Genomic DNA, 16,250 nt, shown 5'->3' with positions numbered 1-16,250 from the left:
ATGACGAGGCCTACTTGACCTCGGACCGGAGCACCGACCAGAGGCCGATCGCCATCGGGATCACCAGCCAGAAGAGGCCGGTCACCCCGAGCTGGGCCCACTGCTCGCCGGTCAGGTTGCCGTCGAAGAGCGCGCTCTGGGCGTAGTTGAAGTCGACCCACGGCTGGGCGTCCTCGAACCAGCCCTGGTTGGCCGCGAGCAGCATGGACAGCGGCGGCAGGGCGAAGCCGTAGACGAAGTAGCCGACGATGGCTCCGGCCGAGTTGCGCAGCAGCACGCCGAGCATGAAGCCGATCAGCATGCCGAGCACGTTGGCGAGGATGATGTAGCCGAGCTCGGTGGCGCTGACGTTCCAGACGGTGTCGGTGCCGGCGATGGCGGTGCCCACGACGTTGCCGACGGCGCCGATGGCGGCGGCGACGACCATCGACACGACGCCGACGGCGATCGTGACGGCCAGCTTGGCCGTGATGACGCGGCCGCGGTGGGGGACGAGCGTGAACGACGTGAGGCCGGTGCGCTGGCTCCACTCGCTGGTCACCGACAGGGCGGCGATGATGGGCAGCAGCACCGCCATCGGGAAGCCGATCGCCGTGGCGAACGCCTCGTAGTCCAGCTGGTCCTCCGGTGCGAAGAGGATCGTGGCGGCGGTGGCGATCACCGCGAGGATCGCGATGCTGGCCATCAGCCAGAAGCCGGACCGGGTGTCGAACGACTTGCGCAGCTCGACGCCCATGATCCGCGACATCGGGATCCGGGCGGGGGCCGGTCGCGACCGGCGCGCGGCCTCGGGCTCGACGAGGTCCACAGTGGTGGCGCTCATGCTGCAACTCCTTCGGTGTTCTGGTCACGCTGGGTCTCTGCGGTGAGCTCGAGGAACATCTCCTCGAGGCCGGCGCCGTCGGCGGCGCGCAGCTCGACGAGCGGCACGCCCGCGCGGAGCGCGACCTGCCCGACGAGGTCGGGGTCGGCCTCGACCCGCAGGGCGTCCGCCCCGCCGGTCGCGGCGCTCTCGACGAAGTTCAGGTCCGCGTCGACGAGGGCGCGGGCGAGGGTCCGGACCTCCGGCGTGCGGACCAGGGTGCCCGCGGAGGCGAGCAGCTCGGTCTTGGTGCCCTGGGCGACGATCCGGCCCTGGCCGATGACGACGAGGTCGTCGGCGATGACCTCGATCTCGTGCAGCAGGTGGCTGGAGAGCAGCACGGTGCCGCCCTGGTCGGCGTACCCGCGCAGCAGGTCGCGCATCCAGCGGATGCCCGCCGGGTCGAGGCCGTTGGCCGGCTCGTCGAGGATGAGCACCTCGGGCTCGCCGAGCAGCGCGGTCGCGATGCCGAGCCGCTGGCGCATGCCGAGGGAGTAGTTGCGGACCCGGCGGCCGGCCTCGGTCGGGGTGAGGCTGACCAGCTCCAGCATCTCGTCGACCCGGCGGGTCGGCAGCCCCATCGTGCGGGCGGCGACCGTGAGGATCTCGCGGCCGGTGCGGCCGGCGTGCTGGGCGGAGGCGTCGAGCAGGACGCCGACCTCGAGGCCGGGGTTCGGGAGGTCGGCGAACCGACGGCCGCTGACCTCCGCGGTCCCGGCTGTGGCCGGCGTGAGGCCGACCATGATCCGCATGGTGGTGGACTTCCCGGCGCCGTTCGGCCCGAGGAATCCGGTGACGCGGCCGGGCCGCGCCGTGAAGCTGACGTCGTCGACGGCGGCGAACCCGCCGTACTTCTTGGTGAGTGACTCGACCTTGATCATGGCGATGAGCCTCCCGGTCCGGGCCGGTCCGCCACATCGGGGACATCGGGGCACGCACCCCTGAGCCGACCCCGAGTCCTCTCAGGGATGCACCCCGGGAACCGGGTCCGGGTTTGCGATGATGCGGCGGTGCCCATGCCCGCCCGTCTCGGTCGCTACGCCGTGCGCCGACGCATCGGCGCGGGCGCGTTCGCGACCGTCTGGCTGGCGTACGACGAGCAGCTCGACTCGCCCGTGGCGATCAAGGTGCTCGCGGACAACTGGACCGAGGACCAGGCCGTGCGACAGCGCTTCCTCGAGGAGGGGCGCTTCCTGCGCCGGGTCGAGTCGCCGTACGTCGTGACCGTCTACGACGCGGGCGAGATCGACGACGGTCGCCCCTACCTCGTGATGTCGTACGCCGACCAGGGCACGCTCGCCGACCGGCTCGAGATCGACGGGCTCACGTCGGCGCAGGCGCTCGAGGTGGTCCGCCAGGTGGGCGCCGGGCTGCAGACCCTGCACGAGCGCGGGGTGCTGCACCGCGACCTCAAGCCCGCCAACGTGCTCTTCCGCGCGGTCGACGGGCGGGTGCGCGCGATGGTCGCCGACCTCGGCCTCGGCAAGTCGATGGAGGTCTCGTCGCGCCTGACGGTGATCGCCGGCACGCCGTCGTTCGTGTCGCCGGAGCAGGCGCAGGGCGAGCCGCTCGACCCGCGCGCCGACCTCTACTCGCTCGCGGCGCTCACCTACCTGCTGCTCAGCGGGCGCGCGGCGTTCTCGCACGCCACGCTCTCGGCGGCCGCCGCGCCCGGACCGCCGCCGCCCCTGTCGACCGAGGACCGCGCGTTCTCCGGCGAGGTGTGCGCCGTCGTCGCCCGGGGGCTCGCGGCCGACCGGGAGGACCGGTGGCCGGACGTCGCGTCGTACGTCTCCGCGCTGTCGGGCGCCCTCGCGCCGGAGCTGGACGCGGAGGACGCCGAGCCGTGGCTGCCGCTCGATCCCGAGCTCACGCACCTGGGTGCGGCGCCGTCGGTGCTCGCGGACGACGCCCCGCTCCCCGCGCCCGACCTGCCGCGGCCGCGCCGGCGCCGGTGGCTGCTGGGCGCCGCGGTCGCTCTGCTCGTGGTGGCCGCCGGCGGCGTGCTCGGCTACGTGCTCGGTGGGCGGGAGCCGGCGGAGGCGACGATCACGGACGAGTCGGGCTACCTGACGGTCACCGTGCCGTCGGCGTGGAGCCGGGCGGTGGCCGACGAGGGCTGGCAGCCGCAGGGCGTGGACGGCGACTACCCCGGCCTGTCCGTGGGCACGGCCGACGACTGGTCCACCAGCGACGCGGGGCAGGGCGTCTTCGCCGGGATCCTGCCCGGCATCGAGCTGCCCGACCGGGTGCCCGGCCACCCGGAGTGCGAGGCGGCGCGGTCCCCGATCGTCGGCACCGCCAACGGCGGCGACGCGCTGACGGTCCTCTTCACCGGGTGCGACGGCGGCGTGGTCGTCGAGCGGGTCGTGCAGCTCACCACGAACCGGCTGCTGTGGGTGCAGGTCCGCAGCGACAGCACCGCCGTCGCCAACCAGGTCCTCGACGACGTCGAGACGCACGGGTTCAGCTGAGGTTCGTCCTCGTGCCCGCCATCATCCGGTTGAAGAGGCTCCGGAGACCGGCCCGGTCGGCCTCCCGCCCGACGACGGCCACCCACAGGTAGGCGACGTCGCCGCGCGGGACGTAGCCCTCGAAGGCGACCCGCCGGTGCTCGTCGGCGACGTAGTGGCCGACGAACCGGTCCTGCGCCCTCTTCTCGACGACGAGGTCGTCGACGTCGTCGGCGTTGTCGAGGGCCACGATCCGGCTCTCCACGGCGGCCGGGACCGTCTGGTACGCCGCACCGACCTGGCGCACCCGCACGAAGTAGATGTTCTTCGTCTTCTCGGGGTCGGGGTACCACCGCCACTCGCCGGCGGTCGGGACGCTGCGCACCCACCCGCGGGGGATCGGCACCTGCACGTCGAACGGCGCCGTCCCGAGCCGGGCGACGCCGAGCGGCACGCCGCGCTCGAGCGGCGGGTAGGTGTCGTCGGGGACGACCCTCGCCGGGGTGACCGGGTAGCTCGGCGAGACCGCCGGCACCGGGTCGGCCGCGAACTCGCTCGGGGTCGGGCGACCGCCCTCGCCCAGACGGTGGCCGACGACCCCGGCCCCGACGGCCAGCACGGCCACGAGCGACAGCGTCAGCCCGGCCGGCACCACCCTCATGCCGGTCACCGTATCGGCGAGTCGCCGCACCCCGTCGGAGCAGGGGATGTGCCAGAGTGTGACCGGGATCGGCAAAACGGAGGGGCACCGTGAGCGACACCTATTTCGACCGTCATCGTCCGCGGCTGGAGGCTGCTGCCGCGGCCATCGCGAGCCGTGGGTTCTACTCGGCTTTCGACGAGTCACCGTCGCCGCGGGTCTACGGCGAGGAGGCCGCCCCGGCCGGGCGCGCGGCGTTCGACGCCTGGCTCGGCGAGGACTTCCCGGTCGCGACTCCGGGGGCCGAGGGCAGGGTGGCGACCGAGCGGTCGCCGTACGGCTTCGACCTCGACGTCCGCTACCCGCACGTGACCGACGTCGACGCGCTGCTCGCGGCCGCGGAGGCCGGGATGCGCGCCTGGCGCGACGCCGGTCCCGACGGGCGCGCCGGGGTGTGCCTGGAGATCCTCGACCGGCTCCACGCCCGGGTCTTCGAGCTCGCGAACGCCGTGCAGCACACGAGCGGGCAGGCGTTCGTGATGGCCTTCCAGGCCGGTGGCGCGCACGCCCTCGACCGGGCGCTCGAGGCCATCGCCTACGGCTGGGTCGAGATGAGCCGGACGCCGCGCACCGCGCTCTGGGAGAAGCCCGGACGCGGCGAGCCGCTGCGGATGGAGAAGACGTTCACGGTCGTGCCGCGCGGCGTCGCCCTCGTGATCGGGTGCAACACGTTCCCCACCTGGAACTCGTGGCCCGGGCTGTTCGCGTCGCTGGTGACCGGCAACGCGGTCGTGGTCAAGCCGCACCCGTCGGCGGTGCTGCCCCTGGCGATGACCGTGCAGGTGTGCCAGCAGGTGCTGGCGGACGCCGGCTTCGACCCCCACCTGGTGACGCTCGCGGTCGAGGAGCGCGACGACAGGCTCGCCGCCACCCTGGCGCGGCGGGCCGAGGTGCGGCTCATCGACTTCACCGGCGGCACGGCGTTCGGCGAGTGGCTGGAGACCCACGCCGAGCAGGCGGTCGTCTTCACCGAGAAGGCCGGCGTCAACACCGTCGTCCTCGACTCGACCTCCGACTTCGCGGGCATGTGCCAGAACCTCGCGTTCTCCTTCTCCCTCTACTCGGGGCAGATGTGCACCGCCCCGCAGAACGTCTTCGTCCCGGCCACCGGCATCGACACGGACCAGGGGCACAAGTCCGTCGACGACATCGCCGCCGGCGTCGGCGCCGCGCTCGAGAAGCTGGTCGGCGACGACGCCCGCGCGGTCGAGCTGCTCGGAGGCATCGTCAACGCCGACATCCCCGCCCGCATCGACAAGGCCGCCGGCACGGGCCGCGTGCTCGTCCCGAGCCGCGAGGTGCAGCACCCGACGTACGCCGACGCGACGGTCCGCACCCCGCTGGTGGTCGGGCTGACGGCCGACGACGCCGACGTCTACGCCAGCGAGTGCTTCGGCCCGGTCGCCTTCCTGATCGAGACGACGGACACCGTCGAGTCGATCGCGCTGTTCGAGCTCACCGTGACGCGGCACGGCGCGATGACCGCCTCCGTCTACTCGACCTCCGACAAGGTCGTCGACGAGATGCGCGAGGCCGCCCTCGAGGTCGGCGTCGCGCTGTCGGAGAACCTCACGGGCAGCGTCTTCGTCAACCAGTCCGCCGCCTTCTCCGACTTCCACGGCACCGGCGCCAACCCCGCCGCCAACGCGACGTACACCGACGGCGCCTACGTCGCCTCGCGGTTCCGGGTCATCCAGTCACGCCGGCACGTGTAGCCGCGCCGACCACAGGAAGCGAGGAGTCGAGATGGATCTGTTCGAGATCGAGGAGAAGCAGCGCCTGCGTCGTGAGGAGGCCGCCGCGCGCCTGCACGCGCTCGCCGACGCCATCGCCCGGAACAACTCCGTCGTGTTCGAGCGGGACGGTCGCCGCATCACCGTGAGCGTGCCCGACGAGGTCGAGCTGAACGTCGAGGTCGAGCTCGAGTCCGACGGCGGCGAGCTGGAGATCGAGATCTCCTGGTGACGCCGACGCCCTAACGCTCTCCGGCCTCCTCGAAGATCGTCAGGTGGATGCCCGCCGGGGCCTCGAACCGCGCGTTGACCGAGTCCCACGGCGTACGCGTCGGCGCCGCGACCTCGCTGGCGCCGCCCGCCACGGCGCGCTGCGCGGCCTCGGTGCAGTCGTCGACCTCGAGCGCGAGCCGGAAGTGCGGCGCCACCCGCCGACCCACCTCGACGTCGTCGATGAACTCGATCTGCGCGTCGTTCGCCAGCTCCAGGGTCGCCCGCCCCGCGTCGAGGATGGTGACCTCGGCGCCGCCGCCGGCCGAGTACGCCTCGGCGACCGGCATGCCCATCACGTCGCGGAAGAAGGTCAGGGCCTGCTCGTAGTCGCTCGCGTGCACGACGAGGCGCAGCTGCCGGACACCGGTCATCGGGGCTCCTTCGAGGTCGCGGACGCCTGGCCTGCGTCCCTGGGGCCAGACAACCAGATGCGCCCGGCGTCGACGGCGCCGAACATCCCCAGATCGGGCGGTTCGTGAGGCGCTCGGGCGTCGATACGATCACCGGTGGGCTCGGGAGAGGTGCATCGCTGTGGACGATGACGTCGACCTGATCGTGGCGACGGCCCACGACTACTTCGACGGGTACTTCGACGGCGACGCCGCGCGCATGCGGCGCGCACTCCATCCCGACCTCGTCAAACGGTCGCCCGGGCAGGATCAGGCGTCCAGCCTGGCGTTCATCACGGCGGAGCAGATGGTCGCCTGGACCGCGGACGGCGACGGCGTCGGGCTGGCCGACACCCTCGCCGACCGCAGGATCGTCGTCGAGGTGCTGGACGTCGAGGGCGGGATCGCGTCGGCGCTCGTCCGCTCCGAGCCGTTCCACGAGTACCTGCACCTGGTCCGCACCCGTGACGGCTGGAAGATCGCGAACGCGCTCTACCTCGCACACACCAGTCGTTGAGGCCGGGCCTCGCTGGCCGCAACGCGTAGCCTGCGACCAACGTCCCGAAGGAGAACCCCATGCGCAGTGAGCTGTTCGGCACGAACCTGGAGTCGGTGACCGGTGACGGCTTCACCCTGCAGAACCCCCGGATGCTCCGGATCGCGCTCGCCGGCGAGGTGATGGCGCGTCAGGGTGCGATGGTCGCCTACCAGGGCGAGGTCGACTTCGCCTACCAGGGATCGGGCGGGATGGCGAAGCTCCTGAAGAAGACCTTCACCGGTGAGGGCATGCCGCTGATGAAGGTCTCCGGACGCGGCGACGTCTTCTTCGCGGACGACGCCATGGAGATCCACCTGGTCAACCTCGAGGACGACGCGCTGACCGTCAACGGCAGCAACGTCCTCGCGTTCGACAGCACGCTCAACTGGGACATCAAGCGGGTGGAGGGCGCGTCGATGATGGCCGGTGGCGTGTTCAACACGACCTTCACCGGGACCGGGACCGTCGCCATCACCTCGCACGGAACTCCGGTCGTCCTCAACGTCGACGCCCCGACGTACGCCGACATCCAGGCGGCGATCGCGTGGTCGTCGTCGCTGGCCACGACCGTCCGGCGTACGGCCGGCGCCGGCGCGCTCATCGGTCGTGGCTCGGGCGAGGCGTTCCAGCTCGGCTTCAGCGGCCAGGGGTTCGTCGTCGTCCAGGCCAGCGAGGGCCGGATCGTCGCTCCCCACAGCCACTGATCAGCTCCCCGTCAGGTCGTGCTCGCACGGGTGTGCACCATGCGCCAGTTCACCGGCTCCCAGGACCGGCCGTCGTCGAAGGAGAAGTCCTGCTCCCACACCGGGTGATCACCTGAGGTGTCGAGCCAGCGGAACCGGGCGAGGAACTCGCGCCCGTCGTGCTCGGCCGGTCCGACGAACACGCCCTCGTCGCCCGTGAACCCTCCCCGGACCGGGTCGTCGAGCACACCGGGGCGTGCCTTGGACGCCCACCAGATCTGCCACTGGTCGGCGTCCGGCTCGTGGAGCCGCAGGCTGAAGCCGACGAACGATGAGCCGTCGGGAAGGGTGCCTCGGGTCTCGTCGGCGTTGCCGAGCCCGTCGAGGATCGGCCACACGGTCGCCTCGGACCGGAAGCGCACGGTCGCGCCGTCGGCCGGACCGAACGGGTCGACCAGCTTCTCGTGATCCACGTGCCAGGAGCCGGTGAGGAAGTCGAAGTCGGAGCTTGCCATGCCGCGGAGTATGGCGAGCGGCACCGACACCGGCGTCCGGATGGACTGGACCACCGACGACCGATGAGGAAATCAATCCGGCGAGGTCTGTCGATTTCGTGACTTCCGATTCGTGGACAGGGTGAGACCCCTTCCACCGAGGAGATTCGACGATGAACGACTTGACCACCCGGAGCCGCTGGCTGGCGCTGTACGTGCTGTGCCTCGGCGACCTCATGATCGTGCTCGACTCGAGCATCGTGAACGTCGCGCTGCCGTCGATCCAGTCCGACCTGGGGTTCTCCCAGTCGGCGCTGGCGTGGGTCGTGAACGCCTACCTGCTCACGTTCGGCGGCTTCCTGCTGCTGTCGGGGCGCCTCGGCGACCTGATCGGCAACCGGAAGGTGTTCCTGGGCGGCGTCGTGTCGTTCACGGTCGCGTCGGTCGCGTGCGGGCTCGCGCCGTCGGCGGGGCTGCTCGTCGTCGGTCGGGCAGTCCAGGGACTCGGCGGCGCCGCGGTCTCGGCCGTCGCCCTGTCGCTGATCGTCGGGCTGTTCTCCGACCCGGGCGAGCGAGCCCGGGCGATGGGCGTCTTCGGGTTCGTGATGTCCGGCGGCGGCGCCGTCGGCGTGCTGCTCGGTGGCGTGCTCACCGGGCTCTTCTCGTGGCACTGGATCTTCCTGGTGAACGTGCCGATCGGCATCGCCGTCTGGATCGCCGCGCGCAAGGTGCTGCCCGCCGACGAGGCCGTGGAGCGCCGCGGACGCATCGACGTCCTCGGAGCCGTGCTCGTCACCGCCGCCCTGATGACCTCCGTCTACGGCATCGTCGACAGCCGCCCGCTGCTGGTGGTCGGCAGCGTGCTCCTGCTCGCAGCGTTCGTCGCGTGGGAGTCGCGGACCGCCGAGCCGCTCGTCCCGCTGCGCCTCTTCCGGCTCCGCAACGTCGCGGTCTCGCAGGTCGTGGGCGTGCTGTGGGCGGCCGCGATGTTCGCGTGGTTCTTCCTCGCCGCGCTCTACCTCCAGCAGGTGCTCGGGTACGACGCCCTCGAGGTCGGCCTCGCGTTCGTGCCGACCAGCGTGGTGATGGCGTACTGCTCGCTGCGCGTCTCCGATCGGCTCGTCATGCGGTTCGGCATCCGCCCGCCGCTGGTGGTCGGGCTGGGGCTGGCCGCGGTGAGCCTGGCGCTCTTCTCCCGGGCGCCCGTCGGCGGCAGCCTGCTGACCGACGTGCTGCCCTCGATGGTCCTGCTGGGCGCCGGTGCCGGCATCGCCTTCAACCCGGTGCTGCTGGCCGCGATGGGCGACGTCGAGCCGCACGAGTCCGGGCTCGCCTCCGGCGTCGTCAACACCTCGTTCATGATGGGCGGCGCGCTCGGCCTCGCGGTCCTGGTCAGCCTGTCGACCGCGCGCACCGAGTCGCTCGCCGCCGCGGGGTCGGGACCGGTGGAGGCGCTCAACGGCGGCCTCCAGGTCGCCTTCGCCGCGGGCGCCGTGGCCGCCGCGCTGGCCGCGATCGTCGGCGGGGTCTTCCTGAGGCCGCAGCCGATGGGCGCACCGGCCGACGAGGAGGACGTCGAGGAGTCCTGCGCCGCCTGACCGATCAGGCGGTGAGCAGGCCGACGCCGAGGCTCACCAGCCCGGTGGCAAGGATCACGGCTCCGGCCGGGATCATCACGACCAGTCGGTTGGGGTGCTCCCGGCCGGCGCCCATCGAGGAGAAGAAGAACCCGCCGGGCATCACCAGGGCGGCGATGGCGGCGCCGGTGCGGGCGAGCCAGTCGACGAAGCCGCTGAGGTCGGCGGCGTCGGCGTACAGCTGGCACAGCAGGGCCACGAGCAGCAGCACCCCGGCGTGGGCGTGGCCGGCGCGCGCGAACTTCTCCTGGAACGGCGTGACGCCCGCCCGGCCGCGCACGATCTTCAGCATGTAGAGGCCGCCCGACTCGACCGTCACCAGGCTGAGCAGGAGGATCCCCGCGAGGATCCGGCTCTCGTCCGACATCGCACAACACCACCTTTTGGATAGTCAACTTCCCAAAGTGTTGGATAGAGCACTATCCAATGTCAAGATGTTCCCGTGTGGATCTCCGAGCTCTCCGAGCGCAGCGGCGTCCCGGTGCCGACCGTGAAGTACTACCTGCGCGAGCGGCTGCTGCACCCCGGTGAGGCCGTCGGCGCGACCCGCGCTGTGTACGACGACTCGCACGTCCGCCGGCTGCGGCTGATCCGGGCGCTGGTCGACATCGCGGGCCTCGGCCTCGACCGGGTGCGCGAGGTGCTGGCCGCGATCGACGACGACGGTGTCGACCTGATGGCGAAGATCGGCGCGGCCCACATGCAGCTGTCCGCGCCACCGACGCCCGAGCCGAGCGAGGCGGCCCGCGAGCGGGTCGCCGACCTCGTGAGGCGGCGGCGCTGGCACACCGACCCCGATGCGTCGCACGCGACCGCCCTCGCGGCCGCGCTCGACACCGCCGCGCTCGCGGGGCAGCCGATGTCCGACGCGACCCTCGACGTCTACGCCGCGGCCGCCGCCGACGTCGCGCGCCGCGACCTCGCGACGACCCCGCGCCGGGACGCCGAGGACGCGACGACCTACGCCGTGATCGGGACGTTGGTCAACGAGCCGATCCTCATCTCGCTGCGCCGGATGGCCCAGGAGAACCTCGCCCGCAGGCGGCTCGCCAGGGCGCGTTAGCGTCGGGCCCGTGTCGAGCATCCTGATCCGCAACGCCCGCCTGGTCCCGATCGGAGCCGGGGAGCACGCCCCGGACGCGCCCGCCGACGTCCTCGTCGAGCGCGGCACCGTGACCGGGGTCGGCCCCAGCCTCGAGTGCCCGCCCGGGGTCGATGAGATCGACGCCGAGGGCCGCTGGATGATCCCGGGTCTCTGGGACCAGCACACCCACCTCGCGCAGTGGACGCTCACGTCGGCGCGCCTCGACCTCGCGGGCGCCCGCTCGCCCGAGGACGCCACCCGGGCGGTGGCCGAGCGGATCGCGGCGTACCCCGACCTCCCGATCATCGGCTGGGGCCACCGCTCCGCCGGGTGGGACCGCGAGGTCACCGTGACGGAGCTCGACGCGGTGTCCGGCGACACCCCGGTCGTGCTGATCAGCGGCGACGGCCACCACGCCTGGCTCAACACGACCGCGCTCTACCACCTCGCGATGCCCGTGCGTGACTCGGTGGTGCGCGAGACCGAGTGGTTCGCGGCGTACCCCCGCCTCGTCTCGCTCGTCGGCAACGACGGCACCTCTCCGGAGGCGTACCGGCGGATGCTCGACGTCGCTGCCTCCCAGGGCATCGCCGGCATGGTCGACTTCGAGTTCGGCGCGAGCCGCGAGGAGTGGGCCGAGCGCTGGGTGCAGGGCTGCGACCGGCTGCGGATCCGCTGGGCGACGTACGCCGACACGCTCGACGACGTCATCGAGGCCGGGCTGCGCACCGGCGACACGCTGCCCGGCTGCGACGAGCGCGCGACCATGGGCCCGCTGAAGATCATCAGCGACGGGTCGCTCAACACCCGCACGGCGTGGTGCTGCGAGCCGTACGGCGACGCGCACCGCCTCGAGTACCCCGCCGGCGAGGCCAACCTGTCCGGAGCCGAGCTCCGCGGGCATCTCGCCCGGGCGCACGCCGGCGGCCTCGAGGTCGCCACGCACGCCATCGGCGACGCGGCCGTGCAGGAGGCGCTGGCGGCGTACGCCGACACCGGCGCCCGAGGATCGATCGAGCACGCCCAGATGTGCCGCCGCGACGACGTCCGCCGGATGGCCGAGCTCGGCGTCCGCGCCAGCGTGCAGCCGGCGCACCTGCTCGACGACCGCGACCTCACCGACCGGATCTGGGGGGAGCGGGCGGAGCGCTGCTTCGCGTTGCGGTGGATGCTCGACGACGGTGTCGACCTGGCACTCGGCTCGGACGCCCCGGTCTCGCCGCTCGACCCGTGGCTCGCGATGGCCGCCGCGGTGCACCGCAGCGCCGACGACCGCGGGCCCTGGCACGGCGAGCAGGCGCTGACCGTCCACGAGGCGCTCGCCGCGTCGGTCGACGGCCAGCCGACCGTCGGGGCGGGATCCCGGGGCGACGTGGTGCTGCTGGACCGGGACCCGCTGCTGCGCGACCTGGACCCGGCCGACACTGCGGCCGCGGATCAGGCGCTGCGCACGATGCCCGTGGCGACCACCGTCGTCGCCGGGCACGTCGTGCACGACGCGCGTTAGCCGGGGAGCCCCTCCAGCACCAGGTCGGCCACAGCCTGCTGCTCGGCGGCGAGCGGGTGGTAGGCGAGCGCGCGCTGGGCCGACGTGACCCGCCCGTTGATCCAGGGGTCGCCGGCGCAGATGTCGTGGCCCTCGCTCGCCGACCAGACGTCGACGTACTCCACGTCGGCCGCCGCGGCCGCCTCCTCGAGGGTCTGGGTCAGCCGCTGGTTGGTGTCCCGCGCGAAGGCGTAGTCGCCGGGCGCGAGCGGCAGGTCGGGGCAGGTGCCGGAGGCGGGCACGATCTGCGGGTAGCCGACCACGACGACGTGTGCGCGCGGTGCGCGGCGCTCGACGTCCCGGATCACCCGGGTGAGGTTGTCGCGGGTCGTCCCGAGCACCGGCTCGACCCGGTCGGCGAACCGGTCGGTGCAGGGGCTGCCGTCGGGTTCGGCCTGCGCGAGCCTGGTGCAGCCGAGGAGCAGCGTGCCGAAGAGGTTCTCGTCGTTGCCGCCGAGGCCGATCGTGACGAGGTCGGTGCCGCGGCGTACCGCGTCCAGCTGCGGCGGGACGGACCCCGCCGCGCCGCGCTGGACCACCCGGGTGTGCGCGGTCGTGGCGCCGCTGCAGCTGACGTCGGTGAGCGCGGTGCCCGGCATCGCCTCGGCCACGAGCGCCGGGTAGTTCACGCCCGAGCGCAGGCAGATCGTGCTCGTGTCCGTCGGCGGGACGAGCGGTGCGGCGGTGTAGGAGTCGCCGAGCGCGACGTAGGAGTCGTACGCCGTCGGCGACTGCGTCGGGTCGCCGGTCGTCCTCGCCGGCAGGGGTGCGGGGTCGGCGCCCCCGCTCGTGCAGCCCGCGAGCACCCCCAGGGCGAGGAGGAGGGCGGTGGCGAGAGGGGGGCGACGCATGCAGAGACCGTACGTGCGTGGCGCAGGTCACCCGGTAGTCGAGCGCGATCGCTGGGGTACCAAGGGTGCATGGCCACCACCGACGTACCCCGGGAGCCGAGCAGCGGCCAGTCGCTCTTCACCGTGCTCGTGGCCCTCACGGCCAACGCACTCCTGGCGGTGGCCAAGTCGTTCGCTGCCGTGCTCACCGGGTCGGCGGCGATGGTCGCGGAGGCCGCGCACTCGTGGGCCGACACCGGCAACGAGGGCTTCCTCGTGGTCGCCGAGCGCAGCGGGCGCCGTCCCCGCGACGAGGAGCACCCGCGCGGCTACGGCCGGGCGACGTACGCCTGGTCGATGGTCGCGGCCTTCGGGCTCTTCACGGCCGGGGCGGTGGTCTCCATCTGGCACGGCATCACCGAGCTGACGGCCTCCGCCGAGGAGGAGCCGAGCTACACGGTCAACTACGTGGTGCTGGCCATCGCGTTCGTGCTCGAGGGTGCGTCGCTGCTGCAGGCGAGCCACCAGGTGCGCGGCGCGTCGCGGCGGTTCGGCATGCACCCGCTGCGCTACGTCGCGCGCACCTCCAACCCGACGCTGCGGGCGGTCTTCTTCGAGGACTTCTCGGCCGTGGTCGGCATCCTCATCGCCGCGACCGGCATCGGGCTGCACCAGCTCACGGGTGACCGGAGGTACGACGCGCTGGCGTCCATCGCGATCGGCCTGCTGCTCGCGTTCGTCGCGGTCTTCCTGATCCGGCGCAACATGGACTTCCTGCTCGGCGAGGCGCCGACCGCAGACACCAGGTCGCGGGTCGCCGCCGGGATCCTCGAGCACCCGCAGGTCGAGCGGCTCACCTACCTGCACCTCGAGTACGTCGGCCCGCAGCGCCTCTTCGTCGTCGCCGCCGTCGACCTGGTCGGCGACGACACCGAGGACCACCTCGCCCTCCGGCTCCGGGCGGTCGAGCACGAGATCGAGAGGAGCCCCCTGATCGAGGACGCCGTGCTCACGGTCGCGCCTCCCGACGAGGCGTCGCTGGTGCCGTAGGGGTTGGCTACGACCCGCGCAGGTAGGCGATCACTGCCGACACCCGTCGGTCCGAGGCCGGGTCGAGCCGCAGCTTGGCGAAGATGTTGCCGACGTGCTTGCGCACGGCGGCCTCGCTGACGACCAGCTCCTCGGCGATCGACCCGTTGGTGCGGCCCTCGGCCATCAGCGCCAGCACCTCGCGCTCGCGGCCGGTGAGCGTCGCGAGCGGGCCGTCGTCGCGTCGGCGGCCGAGCAGCTGCCGCACGACCTGCGGGTCGACCACGGTCTCCCCGGCCGCGACCCGGCCGAGGCTGTCGAGGAACTCGCGCACGTGCCCCACCCGGTCCTTGAGCAGGTAGCCCACGCCGCCGCCCGGCGCCGAGTCCAGCAGCTCGGGCACGTAGGCCTCCGCGACGTACGCCGAGAGCACCATGACCGCGATCTCCGGGTGCTCCGTGCGGATCCGGGCCGCTGCGCGGAGCCCCTCGTCGGTGTGGGTCGGCGGCATCCGGATGTCGGTGACGACGACGTCGGGCAGCTCGCGGGCGGTGTAGACGAGGAGCGCGTCAGCGTCGGCGACCGCCGCCACGACCTCGTGGCCGGCCCGCTCCAGGATGCCGACCAGCCCCTCGCGCAGGAGCGCGGCGTCCTCGGCGAGCACGACCCTCAGGCGGCGCACGGCGCCTCCATCCGGACCTCGGTCGGACCGCCGGCCGGGCTCGACACCCGCAGGGTCCCGCCGAGCGCGTCGAGCCGTACCGCGAGCCCGGCCAGGCCGCTCCCGGCCTCGCGGTCGACGACCGCGCCCCCGCGGCCGTCGTCGACGACGGTCAGCACGAACGTGCCGCCCTGCCGCCAGCCGTGCACCTGCGCGCGCCGGGCGCCGGAGTGCCGGGCGACGTTGGTGAGCGCCTCGCTGACGACGAAGTACGCCGCGGTCTCGACCGGCTCGGGCAGCCGCTCGTCGAGGCGGATCTCGACCGTCGCCGGGACCGGCGAGCGGTCGGCGATCTCGTGCACCGCGGCGGCCAGCCCGTGGTCGGCCAGCACCCGCGGATGGATCCCGCGCACGGTCGTCCGCAGCTCCTCGAGCGCCTCCTCCGCCTGCCGGTGCGCCTGCCGGACCAGCGTCAGGCCCGTGCCCTCGGGGACGTCGAGCTCCGCGCTGCCGAGCGTCATCGTCAGCGCCACGAGCCGCTGCTGCACCCCGTCGTGGAGGTCGCGCTCGATCCGTCTCCGCTCGATCTCGAACGCGTCGACGAGGTCGACCCGCGACCGGCGCAGGTCGGCCACCGCCTGGGCGAGCTCGGCGTCACGAGGGCTGAGCAGCTGCCGCGCGAGGGCGGCCTGGGCGACCGCCAGCAGGCCCACGGCGTACGCCGAGAGCGCGGCGACCACGAGCCCGATCAGCACCGCGAGCCACGACTCGGCAACGGTGTCGATGGTCCAGCCGGTCACCTCCATGCGGTCGACCTGCGACAGCCAGGGACTGAGCAGGAGCACGACCGGCACCGAGACCGTGACGATCACGACCGCCGCGTCGATCGGCCAGAGCACCAGCGCGACCAGGAACGCGTAGCCCACCTCGGGCCACGACACGTCCAGTCGCCGGCCGGCGCGCAGGCGCTCGCGCACCGTCATCCCGGACGCCGGCGTGCCCTGCACGAGCCGCAGTCGCGCGCGCTCGACGACGCCCAGGACCCCCGCCAACACGGGGATCCCGGCCAGCACGACCACGCCGACGACGACCACCAGCGTGACCGTGCCGAGGAAGAGCGTGCTCGCCAGCACGACCAGGGCGACGATGCCGATCGGGACCGTGGTGAGGAGGTAGGCCAGCGCGCCCCACGGCCACCGGGAGCCCAGGTACTGCCGGGGATTCGCGCGCAGGGCGGTCCACGCGTCCGGCGTCCGGGTCATGGCACGACCCTAGGGCGCTGAACGCCCTTGCGGGGTAGCGCACGCGCTACCTCAGGTGTCGCGCGCAGGCCAGCGA

At 73.0% G+C, this 16,250-nt stretch carries 18 protein-coding genes; 9 read left to right on the top strand and 9 right to left on the bottom strand.

Going from position 1 to position 16,250, the window contains the following annotated elements:
- Positions 1 to 10: 10 nt before the first annotated feature.
- Both ACFQQI_RS13890 and ACFQQI_RS13885 read right to left on the bottom strand, forming a co-directional pair.
- Positions 11 to 823: an ABC transporter permease gene (locus ACFQQI_RS13890; protein WP_378564159.1), complete on the bottom strand. Its 813-nt coding sequence runs from the start codon at positions 821 to 823 to the stop codon at positions 11 to 13.
- Positions 820 to 1,743, bottom strand: a complete 924-nt coding sequence (locus ACFQQI_RS13885) for an ABC transporter ATP-binding protein (RefSeq protein ID WP_378564156.1) — start codon at positions 1,741 to 1,743, stop codon at positions 820 to 822. Before ACFQQI_RS13885 ends, ACFQQI_RS13890 begins: the two co-directional genes overlap by 4 nt.
- Before the next feature lie 135 nt (positions 1,744 to 1,878).
- Here ACFQQI_RS13885 and ACFQQI_RS13880 point away from each other — a divergent pair, with 135 nt between their 5' ends.
- Positions 1,879 to 3,336: a serine/threonine-protein kinase gene (locus ACFQQI_RS13880; protein ID WP_378564154.1), complete on the top strand. Its 1,458-nt coding sequence runs from the start codon at positions 1,879 to 1,881 to the stop codon at positions 3,334 to 3,336.
- Here ACFQQI_RS13880 and ACFQQI_RS13875 read toward each other — a convergent pair.
- Positions 3,329 to 3,976, bottom strand: a complete 648-nt coding sequence (locus ACFQQI_RS13875) for a hypothetical protein (protein WP_378564151.1) — start codon at positions 3,974 to 3,976, stop codon at positions 3,329 to 3,331. The two genes, ACFQQI_RS13880 and ACFQQI_RS13875, sit on opposite strands and share 8 nt — an antisense overlap.
- 89 nt (positions 3,977 to 4,065) lie before the next feature.
- Here ACFQQI_RS13875 and paaN point away from each other — a divergent pair, with 89 nt between their 5' ends.
- Both paaN and ACFQQI_RS13865 read left to right on the top strand, forming a co-directional pair.
- Complete coding sequence (paaN, locus tag ACFQQI_RS13870) at positions 4,066 to 5,730, top strand: phenylacetic acid degradation protein PaaN (RefSeq protein WP_378564148.1); 1,665 nt, start codon at positions 4,066 to 4,068, stop codon at positions 5,728 to 5,730.
- A gap of 31 nt (positions 5,731 to 5,761) precedes the next feature.
- The gene (locus tag ACFQQI_RS13865; protein ID WP_378564145.1) at positions 5,762 to 5,980 is read left to right on the top strand and encodes an amphi-Trp domain-containing protein; all 219 of its coding nucleotides are present in this window, start codon (positions 5,762 to 5,764) and stop codon (positions 5,978 to 5,980) included.
- A gap of 10 nt (positions 5,981 to 5,990) precedes the next feature.
- On the opposite strand, the gene ACFQQI_RS13860 is transcribed toward ACFQQI_RS13865, so the two are convergent.
- Positions 5,991 to 6,392 carry a VOC family protein gene (locus ACFQQI_RS13860; protein ID WP_378564142.1) on the bottom strand — a complete coding sequence of 134 codons (402 nt, stop codon included), beginning with the start codon at positions 6,390 to 6,392 and terminating at the stop codon, positions 5,991 to 5,993.
- A 160-nt stretch (positions 6,393 to 6,552) separates the two neighbouring features.
- On the opposite strand from ACFQQI_RS13860, the gene ACFQQI_RS13855 reads away from it, so the two are divergent.
- Complete coding sequence (locus tag ACFQQI_RS13855; RefSeq protein WP_378564139.1) at positions 6,553 to 6,927, top strand: nuclear transport factor 2 family protein; 375 nt, start codon at positions 6,553 to 6,555, stop codon at positions 6,925 to 6,927.
- Between the two features lie 59 nt (positions 6,928 to 6,986).
- Entirely contained in the window at positions 6,987 to 7,652 is a 666-nt protein-coding gene (locus ACFQQI_RS13850; RefSeq protein ID WP_378564136.1) for an AIM24 family protein, read from the top strand.
- 11 nt (positions 7,653 to 7,663) lie between these two features.
- On the opposite strand, the gene ACFQQI_RS13845 is transcribed toward ACFQQI_RS13850, so the two are convergent.
- Complete coding sequence (locus ACFQQI_RS13845) at positions 7,664 to 8,146, bottom strand: hypothetical protein (RefSeq protein ID WP_378564133.1); 483 nt, start codon at positions 8,144 to 8,146, stop codon at positions 7,664 to 7,666.
- Between the two features lie 152 nt (positions 8,147 to 8,298).
- On the opposite strand from ACFQQI_RS13845, the gene ACFQQI_RS13840 reads away from it, so the two are divergent.
- Positions 8,299 to 9,723: a DHA2 family efflux MFS transporter permease subunit gene (locus ACFQQI_RS13840; RefSeq protein WP_378564130.1), complete on the top strand. Its 1,425-nt coding sequence runs from the start codon at positions 8,299 to 8,301 to the stop codon at positions 9,721 to 9,723.
- Between the two features lie 4 nt (positions 9,724 to 9,727).
- Here ACFQQI_RS13840 and ACFQQI_RS13835 read toward each other — a convergent pair whose 3' ends face one another.
- Positions 9,728 to 10,129, bottom strand: coding sequence for a hypothetical protein (locus tag ACFQQI_RS13835; protein ID WP_378564127.1), 402 nt, complete (start codon positions 10,127 to 10,129; stop codon positions 9,728 to 9,730).
- Positions 10,130 to 10,204: 75 nt separating this feature from the next.
- Here ACFQQI_RS13835 and ACFQQI_RS13830 point away from each other — a divergent pair, with 75 nt between their 5' ends.
- Together ACFQQI_RS13830 and ACFQQI_RS13825 are read left to right on the top strand one after the other, a co-directional pair.
- Positions 10,205 to 10,825 (top strand): MerR family transcriptional regulator, encoded by a 621-nt coding sequence (locus tag ACFQQI_RS13830; protein WP_378564124.1) that lies wholly within the window; start codon positions 10,205 to 10,207, stop codon positions 10,823 to 10,825.
- Between the two features lie 10 nt (positions 10,826 to 10,835).
- Complete coding sequence (locus tag ACFQQI_RS13825; RefSeq protein ID WP_378564121.1) at positions 10,836 to 12,353, top strand: amidohydrolase; 1,518 nt, start codon at positions 10,836 to 10,838, stop codon at positions 12,351 to 12,353.
- On the opposite strand, the gene ACFQQI_RS13820 is transcribed toward ACFQQI_RS13825, so the two are convergent.
- Positions 12,350 to 13,243 (bottom strand): SGNH/GDSL hydrolase family protein, encoded by an 894-nt coding sequence (locus ACFQQI_RS13820; RefSeq protein ID WP_378564118.1) that lies wholly within the window; start codon positions 13,241 to 13,243, stop codon positions 12,350 to 12,352. The two genes, ACFQQI_RS13825 and ACFQQI_RS13820, sit on opposite strands and share 4 nt — an antisense overlap.
- A gap of 69 nt (positions 13,244 to 13,312) precedes the next feature.
- Between ACFQQI_RS13820 and ACFQQI_RS13815 the strand changes: the two genes are divergently transcribed.
- The gene (locus ACFQQI_RS13815; RefSeq protein ID WP_378564115.1) at positions 13,313 to 14,272 is read left to right on the top strand and encodes a cation diffusion facilitator family transporter; all 960 of its coding nucleotides are present in this window, start codon (positions 13,313 to 13,315) and stop codon (positions 14,270 to 14,272) included.
- Between the two features lie 7 nt (positions 14,273 to 14,279).
- Here ACFQQI_RS13815 and ACFQQI_RS13810 read toward each other — a convergent pair whose 3' ends face one another.
- Positions 14,280 to 14,924 carry a response regulator gene (locus tag ACFQQI_RS13810; protein WP_378565549.1) on the bottom strand — a complete coding sequence of 215 codons (645 nt, stop codon included), beginning with the start codon at positions 14,922 to 14,924 and terminating at the stop codon, positions 14,280 to 14,282.
- The gene (locus tag ACFQQI_RS13805) at positions 14,921 to 16,174 is read right to left on the bottom strand and encodes a sensor domain-containing protein (protein ID WP_378564112.1); all 1,254 of its coding nucleotides are present in this window, start codon (positions 16,172 to 16,174) and stop codon (positions 14,921 to 14,923) included. The genes ACFQQI_RS13810 and ACFQQI_RS13805 overlap by 4 nt, the downstream gene beginning before the upstream one ends.
- Between the last annotated feature and the right edge of the window lie 76 nt (positions 16,175 to 16,250).

Origin of the sequence: Nocardioides sp. GCM10030259 (genome assembly GCF_042666375.1) — a bacterium.
Lineage (GTDB): Bacteria > Actinomycetota > Actinomycetes > Propionibacteriales > Nocardioidaceae > Nocardioides.
Note: the sequence above shows the minus strand (reverse complement) of the source record. Positions and strands in the feature narration are given on the sequence as shown.